A 19,335-nucleotide genomic window follows, 5' to 3' on the forward strand; every position below is an offset into this window, starting at 1 on the left:
AGCGATCTCCTGCCACACCGTCGGACAAGGAGTTCCGCAGTGCTGCGTGTCGCCGTCGTCGGTTCCGGACCCAGCGGGGTCTACACCGCCCAGACCCTCGTCGAGCGGGACCCCGGGGTGCTGGTCGACGTCCTGGACCGGCTGCCCTGCCCCTACGGCCTGGTGCGCTACGGCGTGGCGCCGGACCACGAGAAGATCAAGTCGCTGCAGAACAATCTGCGTACGGTGCTGGAGCACGAGCGGATCCGCTTCCTCGGCGGCGTCCAGGTGGGCGCGCGGGGCGTGCCGGCGGCCCGGCTGCAGGAGCTGTACCACGCGGTGGTGTACTGCGTGGGCGCCGCCACCGACCGGCACCTCGGCATCCCGGGCGAGGACCTGCCGGGCAGCTGGTCGGCGACACGGTTCGTGTCCTGGTACAGCGCACATCCGGACGCCGTCGACGACGGGTTCGTCCGGGGCGCGCGGTCGGCCGTCGTGATCGGCGTGGGCAATGTCGCGGTCGACGTCACCCGCATCCTGGCGCGTGGCGCGGACGAGCTGAGCCCGACGGACATGCCTCAGGCGGCGCTCTCCGCCCTGGCGGCGAGCCAGGTGACCGACGTGCACATGGTGGGCCGGCGCGGACCGTCCCAGGCCCGCTTCACCACCAAGGAGCTGCGCGAGCTCGGTACCCTGCCGGGCGCCGAGGTCCGGGTCGATCCGGCGGAGCTGGCACTCGACCCGGCGTACACCGACCCGTCGGAACTGCCTGCCGTGCCGCGGCGCAATGTGGAGGTGCTGCGCGGCTGGGCCGCGCTGCCGCCGGGTGAGGCGCCGCGCCGCATCCGCCTGCGCTTCTTCCTGCGTCCGGTCGAACTCCTCGCGGACGGCGGCCGGGTGGGCGCGGTGCGCTTCGAGCGGACCGTGCCCGACGGGCGCGGCGGGGTCGTCGGAACGGGCCGGTTCGAGGAGATCGAGGCCCAGCTGGTGCTGCGCTCGGTCGGCTACCGCGGGGTGCCCGTGGAGGGCCTGCCCTTCGACGAGGCCACCGGCACGGTCCCGAACGACGCGGGCCGGGTCGCGCCCGGCGTGTACGTGGCGGGCTGGATCAAGCGGGGTCCCACGGGGGTCATCGGCACCAACCGTCCCTGCGCGAAGGAGACGGTGATGTCCTTGCTGGAGGACGCGCCCGTGCTCGCGTTCGCGGACGTACCGGACGATCCGCTGCCCGCCCTGCGCGCGCTGGGCCTCGCCCCGGTGGAGTGGGCGGGGTGGCAGGCCATCGAACGGGCCGAGGCGGAACTCGGCGCGTCGCTGGGCCGGGGCGTGGTGAAGCTCCCCGACTGGCAGTCGCTGCTGACCGCGGCGCAGGCGGCCGACTCGGCGGTGTAGGCCGCTTCCTTCCTATCGTGAACGGCCCCTTGATCGTTCTCCTGTCAACTGCCTGGGCCTGCTGTGGAGTTGAGTACGCGGAGGGCGGCCGAGCGGAGTGCGGGGTGGGCCGAGACCGTCGCCCGGAGTCTGCGTGCCGACTCCGCCCGGGCGTGCAGCAGCTTCGCCGGCACGGTGCCCAGCGTGACCTGCCCCTCCCCGACGCTCAGGTCGCCCGTCTTCATCTCCTGCTTGTAGCGCTCGCCGCCCTTGCCGAGGTCCAGCAGCTCCATCCCCTCCTGCGCCGCGGACTGCGCCAGCCTCAGCAGCAGCAGGATGCCGGGCGAGAAGCGTGCCGCCTCGACCGCGTAGGCGGAGAACCAGTACTGAAGGACACGTCCGGAGCGCAGCCCGAAATGCAGGGCCACCGGCCGCTCGTCCGCGTACAGCGCCGACAGCGTGCCGGTGCAGGTGGCGGACCGCGCCTGGCTCAGCTCCCGCAGCAGGGCCACCGCGGAGGGACGTGCGAACAGGTCCACGCGTCCCTTCGCCCGGTACTGGGCCGACTTCCATCGCATCAGCAGGTCCAGATGCTCGGGCATCCGTTCGTCGAAGACGAGCCGGAGCTCGCCCAGGCAGGCCCGCAGTCTGCGCTCCTTCGCCCTCAGCTGCCTGGCCCGGTCGACCGATGCGCGGCGCAGCGCGGCGTCGTAGGCCTCGTAGCCCCGCGTCAGATCGATCACCGGTGACGCCGACCGGCGCACCAGGCCCCCTTCGAACGGCGTCTGTCCCTCGGCCAGGTGGTCGTACCGCCACACTCTGAGCCCGCATGCCCGCAGCACTGCCTGCGCGTCCCAGTCCAGTCCCGGGGCGTGGACCAGCCCTTGGGCGTCGCTCATTCCGCTGCCGATGGGCAGGCCGAGGCCGAACCGATGCCGCTCGAACGGGAAGAAGCCCACCGGCCCCGACGCGTCCGAGAGCACCGCCACGCGGGCCGTCGGCCGCCGGCGGCCGACGGCGCGGGTGAACTCGGGCGACAGAAAGGGGCTGGCCAGGGCCGGGACGGCCAGCTGGAGGGCGCGCCACGCGGCGAGGTCGGCGGCGCCGAGGTCGTCCGGGTGGAGGACGGTCGTCGTCACGGGGCGGCTCCTTTCCGGGGACGGGCGAGGGACGGGGAGGGCACCCGCCGGTGTACTGGGTCGTGAACCCGGCCGATCACGGTGGGTCTCCGGTGCACAGATAGAGCTCGGGGCGCAGCGGAACCCTCCCCGTGGGGAACATGGCACGGGCCTGTGTGCGGTAGCCGAGGATCCAGGGCTCCTTGTCGCGCACCCCGGCGGACCAGGTGACCGGTCTGCCGAGGGCGTTGCGCCGGAGGAACTCGGCGTCGGGCTCATGACGCCGGTTGTAGGGGAACTCGCTGTAGTAGACGGCATGCCGCCCGCTTCGCTCCGCGGCCTGCCTGAGCAGCAGATGATCGACGTGACCGCCGACCGCGAGCGGTGCGAGCAGCAGCGGCGGCGCCGGCCCGGCCGTGGCGGCGAGTGCGGTGACGGTCTGCGTGATCGAGCGCAGCACCTCGTCGTCGTGGGGCGAGATCCGGCCCGCGGTGAGATGCCCGCGGTAGGTGGGATAGACGTGGTCCCGCTCCGGCAGCAGTCGGCGCACCCGGCCGCCGCGTCCCGGCTTCACGCGGAACAGCCCCTCCGAGAACCCCAGATGCCGCCAGGCGACGCCCATGTCCGAGAGCACCGATTCGTCCTCGGCGCGGCGGGCCGCGTACAGCTCCCGCGCGTCACGCATCCCGGCCAGCCGTAGACAGCGCCGCCCCGACAGGGTGTAGGGCGGCGGCGAGCCGGCGGTGAACACGGTGACGACGGTGACCGGCACCCGAGGCCGCGCGTGTGCCATCAGCGCTCCGCAGGACAGCACCGCGTCGTCGAGGTGGGGCGAGAGCACCACCACAGGAGCGCCTCGGTCGAGGGCCGCGGTGAGGGGATCTGCGGTCATGGGTGGCCACCTGCCGTGCCGGGCGCCTCGAAGGGCGCCGCGGTGGTCGCGAGCAGACTCCGGACCAGGGCCAGATACGAACCGGTCATCGCCTCCCAGGTGTAGTCTCCGGCGGCCCGGTGGGCCTGTCGGCCCAGCGCCCGGCGGACGTCCTGGTGCGCGGCGAGACGGGCGATCTCCTCGGCCAGCCGGTCCGCGTCGAAGGGAGGCACCCCGACGTTTCCCTTCCCCGCCATCCAGCGCAGCCACGGCAGCGCGAAGTGGATCACGGGTTTGCCGTGGGCCATGCTCTCCAGGGCGACGAGGCCGAAGGTCTCGTAGCGCGAGGGCATGACCATGAAGGCGCTCTGGGCGAGCAGCCGCTCCTTGCTCTCCCCCACGGTGTAACCCAGCCAGCGGACGTCTCCCGGAGTCCGGGCCAGCGCCGCCTGAAGCTTGCGTTCCTCGGCAGGTGTGCCGTGTCCGGCGATGTACAGGGGCAGGTCCGGGGCGGCCTTCTCGTACGCCTCGAGCAGCAGGTCCAGGCCCTTGGCCCGCATGTCCACCCGGCCCAGGTACACGATGTGCCCGCCCGCGCCGAACGCAGCGTCGTCGAGGTCCGGCACGTCCACGCCGTTCTCGATCAGGTGCACGTCCGCCTTGGGGCTGTGGCGCCGGGCGTCGGCGGCGTCCGTGTCGTTGAGGACGACGAGATGGCGGTAGAGGCGCAGACCGAGACGTTCGACGAGGAAGGTCGGCACGTGGTACTTCCGCCAGGTGACCTCGCTGCCGCGGCACTGGTTGATCCCGACGACGGGCTTGCCGGTGAACAGGGGCAGGAAGCTCGTCGAGAAGGGCGGCGTGAAGCTCTCCAGCCACACGTCGTGCGGGACGCGCCGCGCCATGAAGGGCAGCGCTGCCTGGAAGAGCAGCTGGGCGACCCGTGGTCCGGCCCGGCACACGGGCAGGAAGCGGTAACGCACTCCGTCCCGCATCCGCGTGCCCCCGTGTCGTGCCGCGGTGACGACGGTGACGTCGAACTCCCCGGCCAGCCGCCGGGCCACCCGCTCCACGACGACGGAGCCGCCGCCCCGGTAGTCCGCGTTGTCGGCGTCGTCGAAGATCGAGATGGCGACGCGGCCGCGCCCGCGGGGGGCGGTGGGGCCGAGCGGGGCGGGCCGCAGGGCCTCGGCGCGTTCCTCGATCAGTTGCAGGGCCGGGTCGGCATCGGTCGCCGGGCGGGCGTCCCAGCCGGGGAACCTCACGACGTTGGTCTCCCTGTCCGCCCATCGCCGGTAGCGGGTGCGAGGGGGGCGTCCGCATCCCTCCCGTGTGCGGTCCGAGTCGGCCGGGTCCGCTCCGAGCAGCAGCGTCAGGTCGTAGGCGCCGTTCAGTCGCTCGAAGAGTGCGGCGGTGCGTGAGCCCGGGGCCGGGGCGAACTCGGCCAGGCAGTCCAGCGGGCCACGGTCGGTGAGGATCACGGCGGGGCGGTGGTCGTGGCGGTGGCATGCCGCCCTGATCCGGGCGCCGGCCAGCCTCAGGGCGAGTTCGGCGGCGTCGAGCTGTGCGTGCGCCGTACCGGCCCAGCTCCTGGGCCTCGACGGGGGAACCGTGCGCTGCCCGGACCGGGGGCGGCCGGGGAACCGGCGGCAGATCACACAGCCGTGGCAGTACGTCCTCGCGACCGTGTAGCCGTGCTCGCGCAGCGCCGACGCGGCATGACCGACCAGGGTGGTCTTGCCGGCTCCGTCGGGGCCCGACACGGCCACCAGCAGAAGATCCGGCGGCCGATGGCGGCGCCCGAGCCCGTGGCGGGCGGTGGGCGCGGGTCCGCCGGGCGTCCTGGGCGGGGCAGGGGCGGTGGTGACGCGGCTTCCGTCCTCCTGGCTGACAACGGTTGTCCGGCGAGGAACAGAGGAGGCCCGCAGCGCGGCCTTCCGTGCGGCGACGCCGAGCCGGTCCTGCTGCGGCGCACGGCCTGCGTATGTCGTTGCGGCACCGTGCGCGAGCGAGGCCGCGAGCGGCACCGGCAGGTCGACGACCTCCCCCCGGTCGATCCGGTCGACGGCCTCGCGGGCCGTCCGCAGGGCGTGGGCGTGTGCCTCGCCCCACCCCTCCCGGCCCGCCTCCCGCGCGGCCTCGGCCAGCACGTCCGCCCGCAGCAGCGGCCTGATCGCCAGCAGATCCGACAGATCGAGCGCCCGCTTGCGGAACAGACCGTGGGCGAGCCGGATGCGCAGCCGGTCGGCGGGACGGGGCTCCAGCCAGGGATGCCCGTCCGCGCGGGCGGCGCGGTCGAACAAGGGGGCGTCTGAGAGCACGGGGACGCCGAACCAGCGCACCAGGGAACGCAGGCGCACGGCAGGGCCGTCCGGCTTCGTGCCGTGCTCCGGCCCGCTCCGCCCGGGGCGCCCGCGCCACCGCACCAGGACCTCCTGTGCCGCCGCCCACTGTCCGTCGGGCACCAGGAGGTCGAGGTCGCCGCGGCGGTGGTCGCCCGGCCCGTCCGCGAGGACGAGCACACTGCGGATGCCGGCGTCGTGCAGCCGCTCGGTCGCCTGGCGCACCGTGCTGCGGAACAGCGCCTCGGCGCGCTTCACCTCGACGACGGTCCCGGCCAGTTGCCGCGGGTAGGCACGGGCGAGCAGACCGTCGGCCCCGCCGCGGCGAGCGGCGGTGAGCGCCCGGCGCAGTTCCTCGTCCCCGGCGGGCCGCGGGACGCGGTGCCAGACGGCGTCGAGGAGCAGTGCGACCGGCTCCCCGCCCGCGTCCCGCGGTGAGCCCGCGATGCCGGGCTCAGGGTCGGGGGGACTCGGCCGGTGGCCCAAGAACCGGGCCATCGCCACGATTCCGGTGGCGGTCGCGGCGATCAGCCACACGAGGGGCAGGGCACGCAGCATCACGAGCACGCCGACGACGACGACCGGTTCGAGGAAGGGGAGTTGGGAGAAGACGCCGCCTCCCTGGTGGCGCACCAACAGGTGGACCAACAGCAGCAGAGCCGCCACGGCACCGACGGCGCCGCCGCTCGCGAATCCCTGCACTCCGGCGATCGACCAGCCGGCCAGCGCGCATCCGAGGAAGACGAACACGCCGAGCACCTGGCGACGCAGACAGGACTGGTCGTTGACGGCCTGGAAGAACGTGGAGACGAGGTCGACGCCGCCGATGGCGAACCCCGACACGGCGGTGAACATCACCAGTCGGCCCATCGTCTCGTACCCGGACGGGAAGAGGACGCCGAGCACCTCGTCCGGCGCGGTGGCGCACACGGCCGCGAACGGGAGGGCGACGATGAGGTACATGCGCACGGCGTTCGCGGCCAGGGGGGCGCCCATGCGGCGCCGGGACAGGGCCGGGAAGAAGGCCACCGCGATGGCACCGGCGAGGAACAGCGGGACGCGCCCCACCATGACGCTCGCCTGGTAGCTGGCGGTGGCCGGCCCGTCGGCGGGCAGCAGGGCGATCACGACGACATCGACCGTCGCCATCACCGCCACCAGGCCCTGCACGGCGCCCAGTTCGACCGCACGATGCCACAGCTCGCGGTGTGCCCGGGGGGAGAACCACCGCCCCTGGCCGCTGCTGATCACGCGGTACGGCCACCAGATCAGGACCGGGACCGCCGCCACCGCGTACGCCGCCAGGGCGCCGACGGCTCCGAGGCCCAGTGCCGCGACGAACAGCAGGCCGATGACGACCTTGAGGGCGGCCTCGCCGGCCAGGACGCAGGACAGCGTCCGCATCCGCTCGGTGCCCTGCAGCCAGCCGCTGCCGACCCGGCTGAGGTAGACCAGGAGCGTGGTGACACCGAGTACGGCGATGACGCCGGGCCCCGCGAACTGCGCCGCCACGGCGGCGACGATCCCGCCGGCCAGGGTGCCGCCGAGGACCGCGATGCCGGTGGCGAACCTGGCCGCGTCACGGCGTGCGGTCTGCGAGGAGGCCCGGGCCAGGGCCTGGGCCAGCACCCACGGGATCGCGACGGAGGCGACGGTCGACGCGCACAGCAGCAGTCCCTGGGCCGCCGCGACGGTCGCGAAGACGTCGACGTCCAGCAGCCGCGTCAGCAGCAGGGCATAGCCGTAGTTGAGCGCTCCGACGGCGAACGAGGCCGCCGTGACCCAGCGCGCTCCGCGCACGGTGGTGACGTCGTCCGGGCATGCCGCGGCGAGGGCGACGGAACTGTCCGTGGAGGTCATGTCGGAGCGCGGTCGGTTTCACGGCGTGCCGCCGGGGCCCGCTGTGACGGGAGCGGTGACCCGACGGCCTGGTCCGAGGACATACAGCGCCCCTTCCGTATGCGCTGGAAGTTTACGCCGTAAACGACCATACTCTCCTTTTGTAAGAAATGCTCCATTTTGTTCCCCCGTCGCAGGAGCAGGCCATGAGCGCACCGGCCGTGCAGATCACCACCCCGGCCCCCCGCGAGACCTGGTGGGAGCTTGCCGCCGAGGACCCGGCGACCCAGGTCACGCAGACACCGGCCTGGCTCGACTGCGTCTGCGCCGCGGGGCCGTACCGGGACACCAGCCGGCTGTACCGCTTCGAGGGCGGCGGGCGGCTGGTTCTTCCGCTGGTGTCCGCGCGGCGCCCGCGGTGGCTGGCGACGGAGGAGTCCTGGCCGGGCGAGTGGGGCGTCGGGGGGCCGGTGTCACCCGGCGGGATCAGCTCGGCCGAGGCCCGCGTGGTGTTCGAGGACCTCGCCGGGCGGCCGGCCGCCCGGGTCGGGGTGTGGCTGCGGCCCGAGGACGGCGAGGTGTGGGCGCGGGCCGTGCCGGCCGGCTTCCGGCTGGAGGAGCACCGGGCGCATGTGCTCGATCTGGACGGCGGATTCGGCGCCGTCTGGGAGCGCCGCTTCGATCAGGGGGTGCGCCGCGGGGTCCGCCGCGCGGAGCGCTCCGGCGTGGAGGTGGAGGTGGACCGCGCCGGACGCCTGGTGCCGGTCTTCTACGACCTGTTCGAGCAGTCGATCGTGCGCTGGGCCGCCCAGCAGCACGAACCCCTGCCGCTGGCCCGGTGGCGCCGCAAGCACCTCTTCCCCCAGCGGCTGCTGGAGACGGTGACCGCCGGGCTGGGCGAGTCCTGCACCATCTGGACGGCCTGGTACGCCGGAGAGCCCGCGGCGGCCATCGTCGTCCTGCGGCACGGCCACCACGCCCTGTACTGGCACGGGGCCATGAACCGAGAACTGGCCCACCCCGTCCGGGCCAACCATCTTCTGCACCGGCTGGCGATCGAGGACGCCTGTGAGGCGGGCTGCCGGCAGTACGACATGGGAGAGGCCCGCCCGGGCGCCCCGCTGGCCCACTTCAAGCAGACCTTCGGGACGCGGGAGCTGCCGTCCCCGCGCTACTACCGCGAGCGGCTCGGGGCCCATACGGTCGACCGCGCGCTACGGACGGCCGCCAAGCGGGCGATTCGCTTCCAGGACAACTGATCTGGGCACAGCCGGGCAGGAGTTGACAATTCCGGCACCTTGGGCCGACTGTGTACGTATACGTCGTAAACGAACGACTGATGGGGAGTGATCCCGTTGACTCAGTCGACACGCGCCGGCTCGGGTGTCTTCGCCCTACGACGGTACGCGGCACGATCCGCCCCCCTGCCCGCCGGACTGGTCCGCCCCGCGGTGGACGTGGAACTGATCGTCCCGGCCTTCAACGAGGAACGCCGGCTGCCTCGCACCCTGGGCGTCACCCTCGACTACCTCACCAGCAGGCGCTGGACGTCGGCCGTCGTGGTCGTGGACAACAACAGCGTCGACGGCACCCTCGAGGCCGCCGACGGGTTCGGCGCCGCCCCGGTCCCCCTCCATGTCATCGGGTGCAGCGAGCGCGGCAAGGGCGCGGCGGTGCGGCGCGGCATCGCCACCTCCCGGGCCAGGTTCGTCGGCTTCCTGGACGCCGACAGCGCCACCCCCATCGACACCCTCGACCAGGTCATGGCACTGCTCCAGGACGGGCACCGCGCCGTCATCGCCTCCCGGCGAGCCCCCGGTGCGCACTACGAGGTGGAGCAGTCGCTCAGCCGCCGCTGGGGTTCCTGGGTCTTCCGGGAACTGACCCGGCTCACACTGCCCGGCATCGCCGACAGCCAGTGCGGTTTCAAGTTCTTCGACGGCGACACCGTACGGGACGTCATCGCCGACTGCCGCGTCAACGGATTCGCCTTCGACGTCGAGATCCTCGCCGCCCTGATCCGCGCCGGACACGACGTGGTCGAGGTCCCGGTCGCCTGGTCCGACGTCCCCGGCTCGACGTTCTCGGCCCGCCGCGACGGCCTGCGCTCGATGGCCGACCTTCTGAGGATCTCTCTCTCCTGGCGGTGACACGGTGGTTACTGCGCTCGATCGACTGTCCACGACGGACGTCCTCTTCCTCAACTGGCGCGGTCCCGGCCACCCCCAGGCCGGCGGCGCCGAGGCGTACTGCTTCGAGATGGCACGGCGGTTCGCCGACGCCGGCGCCGCGGTCACCGTCTTCACGGCCCGTCATCCCGGCGCCGTCCGCCGCACGGTCCAGGAGGACGGCGTCCGGATACTCCGCGGCGGCGGTGCGTTCGGCGTGTACGCCGCCGCCGCGTGGCACATGCTGAGCCACCGGCACGCGTACGACGCGGTGATCGACTTCCAGAACGGCATCCCCTTCTACTCCCCCCTGTTCACGCCGCGCTGGACCGCCGACATCTGCGTCATCCATCACGTGCACCAGGAGCAGTTCGACGTCTGGTTCCCCTGGCCGCTCAACGCCGTGGGGCGGTTCATGGAGAAGCGGCTGAGCAGGTGGGTCTACCGAGGACGCCCGATCGTCGTCGTCTCGCCGTCCACCCGTGAGGGAATCCGCCGCGTCCTCGGCTTCCGCAATCCGACCCACATCGTCCCGAACGGCGCTCCCGAACCACTCGCGTCCGACCCCGCTCCCGCGCCCGTCGCCGCCACCCCCACCGTCGCCGTCGTGAGCCGACTGGTGCCGCACAAGAGGGTCGATCTGCTCATCGGCGCACTGCCCAAGCTCCTGGCGGGCACCCCGCGGCTGCGGGTCGACATCTGCGGCACGGGTGAGGCCCTGCCCCGGCTGCGCGAGTACGCCGCCCGCCTCGGGGTGGCGCAGAGCGTGACGTTCCACGGCCATGTCGGCGAGGAGCGCAAGCGGGAGGTACTGGCCCGCGCCTGGCTGACCGTCGTGCCCTCCGCCGCCGAGGGCTGGGGGCTCACGGTGATCGAGGCCAACGCCCTCGGCAAGCCGGCGCTCGCCTTCGACGTGCCCGGGCTGCGCGACGCCGTCCTGGACGGCTCCACCGGATGGCTGCTGGCGCCCGGCACCGACCTCGCGGACGGCGTCCAGAGCGCCTTGGAGCAGCTCGCCGACCCCGCCGAGCGGGAGCGGTGGGCCGAGCGGTGCCGTCGCTGGAGCCGGGCGTTCTCCTGGGACCACAGCGCGGAGCGGCTGGCCGCGGTGGTGGTCGAGGAACTGCACCGCATCCACCGCCACCGCCGCTCCCGCCGCCGGACCGTCGACCTGACCGTGCGCACGCGGTTCCACGCCGGGGACGGGAACGCGGACGCCATGGAACGGGCCCTGCGCCGCGGTCTGCGCGACACCGACGAGTGGGACCGGTCCGGCACCTCCTTCCAGGTGCTCCTCCACGGCTGCGACGAAGTGCAGGCCCGTGCCGTGCTGCGCCGGCTCGGGGTGAGCGAGAGCGAGATCTCCCAGACCCGGCTCGCCGGGCGACGGGACCTTCTGCTGGGCGGGAAGGAAGGCTCATGACCGTGTCGGACACCGGTCTCGACCACACGGCGCCGAGCCTGCCGCACCGGCCGCCCCCGTCGGCCCCCCACCACGGCACGGCGGAGCGCGGCGCCCGGTGGATCACCGCCGGCGCGGTGGCCGTGGGAGTGCTCAACTACGGCTACGCGCTGGTCCTGACCCGGCTGCTGGACGTACGGGCCTTCTCGGTGTTCGCCGCCGGACAGCGTGTCGTGCTGGCCGCGGCGAGCGTGGCGCTCGTCGCCCTTCCGTGGGTGCTTGCGCAGGCCCTCGCCCGGGCCGGCTCGGAGGCCGAACGGGGCGGAGCGATCCGGTTCACCGCCGCCCTCGGACTGGTGTCCGGCCTGGTCGCGGCGGGCGTGGTCGCCCTGATCGCCGGGCAGTTCGCCGGTCCCGCCACCACCCTGATGCTCGCCCTGGCCACCCTGCTCATGTACGTCACCACCACGACGCTCGGCTGGCTGCAGGGCACGGAGCGGCTGCGCACCCTGGCCTGCATCACGGTCGGCGAGGCGGCGCTGAAGTTCGCCGCGGGCGTGCTGCTGGTGGCCGTCGTCGGACTGAGCGACACCGGTGCCGTCGCCGCCCTCGGCATCTGCGTCCTGCCCCTCGTGGTCTGCTGGCCCTACCGGGCGCACGCCGCACGGACCGTCCGCCGGCCGCGTACGCGCGTGCACCGGGACCTCGGGCGCCGGGTCCGCGGCATCGCCGCCGTGCAGGCGATGGTCGCCCTGGTCGCCTCCGTCGACGTGGTGCTGGTCGCCCTGCTGCCCGTGGCGGACGCGGACGCCGCCAGCTACCAGGCCAGCGCCATGCTCGGCAGAGTGCCGTTGTTCTTGGCGGGGGCCATCTCCACGGCGTTCTTCCCGGCCCTGTCCCGGCGCGGCGACACGAACTCGCTGACCGCGAGCGCCGTCCGCATGTACCTCGTGATCGCCCTGCCCGTCTCGGCGGTCTGCGCGACGGTTCCCTCCGCCGTGATCGGCGTCCTCTTCCCCGCCGAGTACGCCCGGATGAGCGCACTGCTGGCGTTCGCCGCGGTGTCCGGCTGCGCGGTCGGCGCACTGAACCTCGCGGCCACGTTCTCCCAGGCGGTCGACGACTTCCGGTGCGTGCGGACCCAGGCGGTGGGCCTCGTCCTGTGCGTGGCGGCGCCGCTGCTCGGATGGCAGGCCGGCGGGATCATCGGCCTCGCGGCGGGTTCGGTGTGCGGAACGGTACCGGCGGCGGCCCTGCTCGTCGGACGGCAGATGCGCCGGCGGGGCATCGGGTTCCTCGCCCGGCCCGCCCTGCTGGAGCCGCTGCTGATCACCGCCGTCCTGATCGCCGTCCGACCCGCCCCCCTGATCTGGCTGGCGGTCGCCACGCTGGCCGGCGTCCGCACGGCCGCGCGCTTCCTCGGGCACCGCGGTACGCCCCCGGCCGACCCGAACGCCCGCCCTGCCAAGGCGGCGGCACCGCACCCGACCGCGCCGGACGGCGACGCCGCCCGCGTCCTGCGCGACGCCCTCTGGACCGGCACGCCTCCCCCCGCCACCGACGACACGCTGCGCCGCGCCCTCACTCTCGCCCGGCGCAACCAGGTGGAGGGCCACCTCGCCCGGGCCTATCCCGAGCAGCTGGCGGACACGCTGGCAGCAGCGGAGTCGGCCACCCGGGACTTCCGCGACAACCTCGCCGAGGCCACCGACCGCCTGCGTGCGCACGGCGTCCCCGCGGTGCTCATCAAGGGGGACCCGGCCGGTGTCTACACCTACGACAACTTCGATCTCGTGGTCCCCGCCGCCCAGTGGCAGGACGCCCAACAGGCTCTGTCCGGGTGGGCCGTGCGCCGGGAGACGTACTGGCTGGAGCGCTCCACCAAGGTCCTGCTCCGGCCGCCCCGCGGACCGGCCGCGCATCTGCACTCCGCCGTCTCCTGGTTCGGCGTACCCGTCATCTCCGCCGACCGGCTGCTCGCCCAGGCGGCACCGGACCCGTCCTGCGGCTGTCTGCTGCCCGAGGAGGCGGCCGCACTGCGCATCTGGCTGGCCCACGCCCTGTTCCAGAACCTCACCCTGAACCTCTCCGAACTCCTGGCCCTGCGCCCCCTGCTGCGACCGGATGTCATCGCGCGCGCCCGGCGGCACGCGGCGCGGGAGGGCTGGCAGTCCGGCTTCCTGGCGGCCCTCGGCGTGGCCACGGCGGCCGTGGAGCGGCTCGACGACGGCGACGCGGTGCCGCTGCCCGTGACGCTGCCCGTGCCGGTGTCGCTGCGTGCCGGTGCCGAGCACGCGCGGCACCTCGCCGGCCGCGGGGCAGGGCGAACCGCCGCGCGCGAGGCCGCGCTGCGCCTGCCGCTGGTGGTCACCAAGACCCTGAGGGGAGGCCGCTCATGACCTCGACGAGCACGGTGGCCCGGCCGCTGATGGTGGCGGTGTCCGGCCCCGACCACAGCGGCAAGACCACACTGGCCCACCTCCTCGCGGTCACCCTGCGGCGACGGGGATACGCCGTGGCGGGCTTCCACTGCTACGGCTGCGTGTTCTGCCGACGGCTGCACCTGCACCGACACTGGCGTGACCAGCCGGAGCGCGGGCACGGTCTGCGCGCCGCCCTGCGCCTGCGGGTGGCTCAGGGCCACGCGCTCGTGGAGACCGTCGAGTTGCGGACCCGTCTCGCCGCGGCGCGCCGGTCCCTGCGGCGCCGGCACGGCCGGCCCACCGTGATCATCACCGACCGGGGACCCCTGGACACCCTGGCCAAGTTCGACCCCGCCCCGGACTCCGCCACCGCACGCAGGCTGGCCCGGCTGATCGGCCGCTACGACGTCACCCTGCTGTTCGACGGCCCGCCGGCGCCTCTCGGAGCGCGGCTCCACGGAGCCGGACCGGCGGACCGCCGGACCGTCCGGTACGAGCGGTGGGCGCGACGCGCACCGTCGGTGCGGCGGATGCAGGCCGGCCGGCATGTCTCCCTGCAGTCGGCCGACGCGCTGCGCCTGGTCCTCGAGGAGTCCGCGGGCGCCCCTGCCGCGTGCGTACGGCGGCGCCATGTCGTGATCTCCAACTTCGACAACACCGGCCTGCGCGAGTACGCCGGAGGCAGCGCCGTCACCCTGGAACGGGTCGCCCGCAGCCTCGCCACGGAGTTCGAGGTCACGGTGGTCACCGCCGGCCGGCACGCCCTGACCCGCACCGAGGGCGCCGTGACGTACCGGATCCTGCCGGTGTCCTGGGCCGGACCGCGCGGAGGGCAGATCCTCTTCCAGGCCATGCTCCCGTTCATCGCCCGCCGCCTGTCGTACGACCTGTGGCTGGAGAACTTCACCCCGCCGTTCCCGGCGGGCCTGCTGCCGCTGGTGGCACGCGCCCCCGTCGTCGGCATCGACAAGGTCCGCTACGGCGAGTTCATGCGGCGCAAGTACCACCTCCCCTTCGGCTTCGTGGAACGCGTCGGCTACCGCCGCTACCAGGACCTGATCGTCATGAACCACGCCGACGCCGCCGAGATCCGCAGACTGAGTCCCCGTACCGCGGTCGAGGTGATCCCCAACGGCGTCGACCCGACCACGCCGGACGCCATGGAGCGGGACGAGGCCGGCGCGGGCCCGGCCGGCGCCGACGAAGACGACGGCCAGGGCTATCTGCTGTTCCTGGGACGGATCGACACCTGGCAGAAGGGCCTCGATCTGCTGCTCACCGCCTATGCCGCGTCCGGCGTGAGCCTGCCGTTGGTCCTCGCCGGCCGGGGCACCAAGGCCGAGGAACAGCGGCTGGCGCGGCTCCTCGCCGCCTTGCGCCTGCCCGCCGGCGACGGGGGCGGGTGCCTGCCGGCGGTGCGGGCGGTGGGGCATGTCGAGGGCGAGCGCAAGCGCCGTCTGATCCAGGGCAGCACGTTCGTCGTCATGCCGTCGCGCCAGGAGACATTCGGTGTGGTGGCGCTGGAGGCGATGGCCCACGGCAAAGCCGTCGTGCACTTCGATCTGCCCGCCCTGCGCTGGACCGGGGGCGCCGGCGTGGTGCGCGTACCGGCCTTCGACGTCGGTCTGTTCGCCGACCGGATCAAGGAGCTCGCCGCCGACCCCGTCCGCCGCGCATGTCTGGGCGAGGAAGCCGCCCGCACGGCACGGCGGTTCACCGCCGACGCCATGGCCCAGCACTACCTCTCCCTCGTCGAGCGAGTGCTCGACGAACCCGCCGCGGACCTTCAGGCCCCCGCACGCGGCGGGGTGCGGCACACCCGTCCCGCCGACACAGCAGCCAGCCGGAGACCACGGTGATCACGACGACAGCTCCCAGCCCCACGCCGTCCCGGGTCCGAGCGGCCACGACGCCGCTGCTTCCCGTCGCCGCCGCGGTGGGCGTGCTGACCTGCGTGCTGAGGCTGCTGGGGTCCGAGCGTTCGGCGGACCTGTTCGTCGACGAGATCATCTACTACGAGCTGAGCGAGAGCACCGGGCACGGGGGCTTCCCCCACGACGACAACGGGCTGTTCTTCCTGCACCCGCCGGGCTTCTTCTATCTGCGGGCGGGCTGGGGCCTCCTGCTCGGCGACCCTCCCGACGTCGTCGTCGGCGTGTACGACGGAAGGGCCCTGAACGCCGTGCTGGCAGCCGCCACGGCAGCCCTCCTGGTGCTCTTCGTGAGCCGTCTCGCGACCTGGCGGGCCGGTCTCGTGGCAGGCCTGATCTTCGCGGTCGACCCGTACTGCCTGCGGCACAACAACCGGGCCCAGCTGGAGACCGAGACCATGCTGTGGGTCGTGGCGGGCTATGTGCTGCTCCTCGCCCTCACCAAGGACCCGCCGCCCAGACGGGCGGCACTGCGAGCCGCGGGCGCCGGGCTCTGCTTCGGCCTGGCCATTCTGACGAAGGAGCACAGCACCCTGATCACGGTGCTGCCCATGGTGCTGGCCCTGGTCCTGAAGTGGGGGCCACCGCGCCGCCTCGTGGCCCTGACCACCGGTGTCGCCGTGGCCTGTTACGGCGTCTATGTGAGCATCGTCGCGGCCTCGGGCCACCTGCCCCTCTACTTGGACGTGAAGACCTACGGCATCCGCCGCCTGCTGGGGTTCGTCCAGGAAACGGGGTTCAACGCCCCGAGGGGCAACTCGCTGTCCGAGCGCCTCTACGAGGAACTGCCCACCTTCTGGCCCACCTACCTCCTGCTCGCCCTCGGACCGATCGCGTTGGCCCTCCTGCTGCGGCACCGGGACCGGGCGCACCGCCTGCTGGCCCTGTTCCACCTGTCGGCGGGGCTCACGCTCGCGTACGCGCTCGCGCTGGGCACGCTGGAGGAGCAGTTCCTCTACCTGCTCGTGGTCCCCAACCTGGCGGCGGTGACCGTGGCCTTCTCCGAGGCGGTGGCGAAACGGCCGGTGCCCAGCCGGCGGCACGACGTCCTGCGCGTCGCGGCGGCGGTCCTCGTCGTCGCGGTCGTGACCGCCTCCGGCGTGTCCTATGCGCGGTCCCGGACGCAGACGCAGGACGCCTACGCGCAGATGCGGAGCTACATGACGGCCCACGTCCCGAAGGGCAGCACCGTCATCTCGGGGGACGGCGTGACCACGCGTGGCATCACCGGCTGGGTCCTCAGGGACATCTACGACGTCAGGCGGCTGGGACCGCACCCGTCCAGGTTCCGCTACATCGTCGTCCCCTGGAAACTCCTCGAGGACGGCTATGGACGCTTCACGCCGGACCAGATGCGGCGCATCGTCGGCAACGGCACGCTGCTCCACAGCACCCACAGCGACATGTACGGCACGGTGGCCCTCTACCTGCTGCCGCCCCAGCGCTCCGTCAAGGGGCAGCCCGATGTGCGCCACTAGGGCACGGCCGCGCGTGCTGCTCCTGACCAGCGGGCCGCTGGAGGGGCAGGAGGGCGCCGACATCCAGCTGGCGGCGGTGCTCGCCGAGACCGTGCCGGACGTCGACTTCCTGTGGTTCACCCGCTGGCCGAGCCGCGGCCTGCGGCCCCGGGTGGCCGGCGGGCGGCCGGTTCCCGTGGTGTCCCTGGACGGACTGCCCCATCCATGGCAGCGGCTCCAGGTGGCCGCCGCCGGCACCGTCCTGGGGCACCGGGCCGACCTGGTCCATGCCGTGCTGACGATCGGCGCGGGCTATCCGCTGTTCTCCCGGCTCTGGCCGCCGCTGCTGCGCGGCCGGCCGGTGCTGCACACGGTGCCCGGCGTCAGAGACCCCGCCCTGCTGCGCCGGTGCCGCCCCCTGGGGAGGACCGTGGCGCTTTCCGAAGCCACCGCGGGCGATCTGCTGCGGGCCGGCTTCGGGGACGTGTCCGTGATCCCGCCTCCCCTGCGCATCGACCGCTGGCCGCGGCGTCCGCGGTCGTCGAACGCCGTGCCGGTCGTCCTGGTGACCGGCCATCACGACCCGGCGGGAGGCGCGCAGGAGAGCCTCGCGGCCGTCGCGGCCGCCGCCGCGGCCGGGGTGCGCCTGCGGCTGGTCATGGCCCTCAGGCCCCGGTCGGGGCAGAACCCGCGGGCGCTGCGGGCCGAGCTGTGCGCCCGGGCGGCGGAGCACGGCATCCCCGACGTCGAGGTGCTCGGCACCGTCGACGACATGCGGTCGCTGATGGACCGCGCGGACGTCCTGCTGTACCTGCCGCGCCGGCTCGGTGGCAAGGCGGACATCCCCCTGACCGTCCTGGAGGCCCTCGCCACCGGGCGCCCCGCGGTGTTGAGCGACCATCCCCAGTTCCGCGCTCTCGGTGACGCGGTGGTGCGCGCCCCGCGGGACGCCCCGGCCGAAGCGGGCCGGCAGCTGTGCCGGCTGCTCCAGGAGCCCCGGCGCTGGAATCTGCTGGCCGAGCGGGGCCGGCGCGCGGTGGAAGCCCGGTTCGGCGTCGACCGGTTCACCGCGCGGTACGCCGCTCTCTACCGTGAGCTGCTGCCATGAGGGCCGCCCTGCGCCGTCATCTGCCGGCCGGACTCGCCCTCGCGGTCCTGGCCGGCGGAGCGGTGCTCGCCCTGCCGTCGAGGGACCGGTCGGCGGACTCCCAGGCGGAGCGTCCGACGTACTACTTCGGCACGCTCCGCACCGACCCGGACAAGGCGCACCTGGAGCATCGCAACGGCATCGACGTGGCGCACATGACCATCCGCTGGGCGCAGTTCGAGCCGGAGGACGGTGAGTACGACGAGGCCTACGTCCACAAGATCAAGGACGACCTGCGGGCCCTGCGTGACGCCGGCGCCCGCGTCGAGGTCGGGATCGGCGTCAACCACGCCCCGGAGTGGGTGTACGAGCAGTACCCCGACGCGACGTTCACCGACGAGCACGGCGACCGCTACGAGGACATCGCCAACGTCGTCTTCAGCCAGGAGATCAGGAACGAGGTACGCCGTTACATCCAGGTCCTGGACGAGAAGGTCGGCCTGGACAAGTTCTGGGCCGTGCGTGTCGGGACCAACGACACGGGCGAGTTCACCTATCCGCCGGAGGTGCCGGACGACGACCGCCCCGGCCCCGACTACTGGGCCTTCGACAGCAACGCGCAGCGGGAGTCGCCGCCGGACGAGCGGGCGGCCACCGTGCCGCCCAATCCGTACCCGGGCTGGCGGCCGGGTCAGCGGGAGTACCGCGGCAAGTACTTCACCCGGGAAGAGGCGGCCCGCTGGTACGACTGGTATCTCGACGCTCTGGCCGACGCCGTCAACTGGCAGCAGCGCACCTACCGTTCGCTGGGGTACGACGGTCTGCTCAAGGTGCTGGTCCCCGGCCAGGGGTACTACCCGAGCGACTACGCGGAGGCCGTGGACGAGTACTTCGCCGGGCCTGACGTCAGCGAACTGCTCGGTCTCGGCGCCGGCTTCTACCGGACGATCGGGAAGCTCAGGCAGGACAAGGACGTCCAGATCGTCGCCACGTCCCTGGTCAACGGCACGGGCGATCCTCCCGCGAACTCCTGCCGGCCCGTCGCGGACGCGGCCGTCGACCTCGATTCCGTGGACGACTCCCGCGTACGGGGCTGGTCCTCGGTGCGCTGGGTCACCGCGATCGCCCGACGCGAGGGATTCGCCGTCAGCGGCGAGAGCGCGGGCACGCATGTGCATCCGTACTACAACGGCGTGATGGACGACGCCGCCGCCCAGGTCCGGTCCTGTCACCTCCAGGGCCTGATGTGGGCTTTCGACGACAACCTCTACGACGGGACACCGGGTTCCTCGCTCGACGACTACGCGGCGATGATCCGGCGGCTGGACTAGCCTCCTGGGAGACGGA

At 73.4% G+C, this 19,335-nt stretch carries 12 protein-coding genes; 9 read left to right on the forward strand and 3 right to left on the reverse strand.

Annotation, left to right across the window (positions count from 1 at the left end; translation table 11 throughout):
* Nucleotides 1-39 precede the first annotated feature (39 nt).
* A complete protein-coding gene (locus ACIQ6Y_RS17980; RefSeq protein ID WP_404039365.1) occupies nucleotides 40-1,371 on the forward strand; it encodes an FAD-dependent oxidoreductase in 1,332 nt (443 codons plus the stop codon).
* Between the two features lie 44 nt (nucleotides 1,372-1,415).
* On the opposite strand, the gene ACIQ6Y_RS17985 is transcribed toward ACIQ6Y_RS17980, so the two are convergent.
* The 3 genes from ACIQ6Y_RS17985 to ACIQ6Y_RS17995 all read right to left on the reverse strand — a co-directional run bounded on the left by ACIQ6Y_RS17985 (nucleotide 1,416) and on the right by ACIQ6Y_RS17995 (nucleotide 7,541).
* Entirely contained in the window at nucleotides 1,416-2,489 is a 1,074-nt protein-coding gene (locus tag ACIQ6Y_RS17985) for a GNAT family N-acetyltransferase (protein ID WP_404039367.1), read from the reverse strand.
* 76 nt (nucleotides 2,490-2,565) lie between these two features.
* A complete protein-coding gene (locus tag ACIQ6Y_RS17990) occupies nucleotides 2,566-3,360 on the reverse strand; it encodes a PIG-L family deacetylase (RefSeq protein WP_404039370.1) in 795 nt (264 codons plus the stop codon).
* A complete protein-coding gene (locus tag ACIQ6Y_RS17995; RefSeq protein ID WP_404039372.1) occupies nucleotides 3,357-7,541 on the reverse strand; it encodes a glycosyltransferase in 4,185 nt (1,394 codons plus the stop codon). The genes ACIQ6Y_RS17990 and ACIQ6Y_RS17995 overlap by 4 nt, the downstream gene beginning before the upstream one ends.
* 185 nt (nucleotides 7,542-7,726) lie before the next feature.
* Here ACIQ6Y_RS17995 and ACIQ6Y_RS18000 point away from each other — a divergent pair, with 185 nt between their 5' ends.
* From ACIQ6Y_RS18000 to ACIQ6Y_RS18035, 8 genes are all read left to right on the forward strand, one after another.
* Complete coding sequence (locus ACIQ6Y_RS18000) at nucleotides 7,727-8,779, forward strand: GNAT family N-acetyltransferase (protein ID WP_404039374.1); 1,053 nt, start codon at nucleotides 7,727-7,729, stop codon at nucleotides 8,777-8,779.
* 96 nt (nucleotides 8,780-8,875) lie between these two features.
* A complete protein-coding gene (locus tag ACIQ6Y_RS18005) occupies nucleotides 8,876-9,670 on the forward strand; it encodes a glycosyltransferase (protein ID WP_404039378.1) in 795 nt (264 codons plus the stop codon).
* Between the two features lie 4 nt (nucleotides 9,671-9,674).
* Entirely contained in the window at nucleotides 9,675-11,111 is a 1,437-nt protein-coding gene (locus ACIQ6Y_RS18010; protein WP_404039381.1) for a glycosyltransferase family 4 protein, read from the forward strand.
* Nucleotides 11,108-13,489, forward strand: coding sequence for a lipopolysaccharide biosynthesis protein (locus tag ACIQ6Y_RS18015; RefSeq protein ID WP_404039384.1), 2,382 nt, complete (start codon nucleotides 11,108-11,110; stop codon nucleotides 13,487-13,489). Before ACIQ6Y_RS18010 ends, ACIQ6Y_RS18015 begins: the two co-directional genes overlap by 4 nt.
* Nucleotides 13,486-15,372 (forward strand): glycosyltransferase, encoded by a 1,887-nt coding sequence (locus ACIQ6Y_RS18020; protein ID WP_404039387.1) that lies wholly within the window; start codon nucleotides 13,486-13,488, stop codon nucleotides 15,370-15,372. Before ACIQ6Y_RS18015 ends, ACIQ6Y_RS18020 begins: the two co-directional genes overlap by 4 nt.
* Nucleotides 15,369-16,922, forward strand: coding sequence for an ArnT family glycosyltransferase (locus ACIQ6Y_RS18025; protein ID WP_404039390.1), 1,554 nt, complete (start codon nucleotides 15,369-15,371; stop codon nucleotides 16,920-16,922). The genes ACIQ6Y_RS18020 and ACIQ6Y_RS18025 overlap by 4 nt, the downstream gene beginning before the upstream one ends.
* The gene (locus ACIQ6Y_RS18030) at nucleotides 16,909-18,009 is read left to right on the forward strand and encodes a glycosyltransferase family 4 protein (protein WP_404039393.1); all 1,101 of its coding nucleotides are present in this window, start codon (nucleotides 16,909-16,911) and stop codon (nucleotides 18,007-18,009) included. Before ACIQ6Y_RS18025 ends, ACIQ6Y_RS18030 begins: the two co-directional genes overlap by 14 nt.
* Nucleotides 18,006-19,319, forward strand: coding sequence for a beta-galactosidase (locus tag ACIQ6Y_RS18035; RefSeq protein ID WP_404039396.1), 1,314 nt, complete (start codon nucleotides 18,006-18,008; stop codon nucleotides 19,317-19,319). The genes ACIQ6Y_RS18030 and ACIQ6Y_RS18035 overlap by 4 nt, the downstream gene beginning before the upstream one ends.
* The last annotated feature ends 16 nt before the right edge of the window (nucleotides 19,320-19,335 follow it).

The sequence above is a fragment of the Streptomyces sp. NPDC096205 genome (assembly GCF_044763135.1).
Classification (GTDB): Bacteria; Actinomycetota; Actinomycetes; order Streptomycetales; family Streptomycetaceae; genus Streptomyces.

What these genes read in the sequence shown, in the direction of transcription:
- ACIQ6Y_RS17990 (WP_404039370.1), bottom strand. Translation starts at nt 3,360, where the DNA reads ATGACCGCAGATCCCCTCACCGCGGCCCTCGACCGAGGCGCTCCTGTG.
- ACIQ6Y_RS17995 (WP_404039372.1), bottom strand. Translation starts at nt 7,541, where the DNA reads ATGACCTCCACGGACAGTTCCGTCGCCCTCGCCGCGGCATGCCCGGAC.
- ACIQ6Y_RS18000 (WP_404039374.1), top strand. Translation starts at nt 7,727, where the DNA reads ATGAGCGCACCGGCCGTGCAGATCACCACCCCGGCCCCCCGCGAGACC.
- ACIQ6Y_RS18015 (WP_404039384.1), top strand. Translation starts at nt 11,108, where the DNA reads ATGACCGTGTCGGACACCGGTCTCGACCACACGGCGCCGAGCCTGCCG.
- ACIQ6Y_RS18020 (WP_404039387.1), top strand. Translation starts at nt 13,486, where the DNA reads ATGACCTCGACGAGCACGGTGGCCCGGCCGCTGATGGTGGCGGTGTCC.
- ACIQ6Y_RS18030 (WP_404039393.1), top strand. Translation starts at nt 16,909, where the DNA reads ATGTGCGCCACTAGGGCACGGCCGCGCGTGCTGCTCCTGACCAGCGGG.
- ACIQ6Y_RS18035 (WP_404039396.1), top strand. Translation starts at nt 18,006, where the DNA reads ATGAGGGCCGCCCTGCGCCGTCATCTGCCGGCCGGACTCGCCCTCGCG.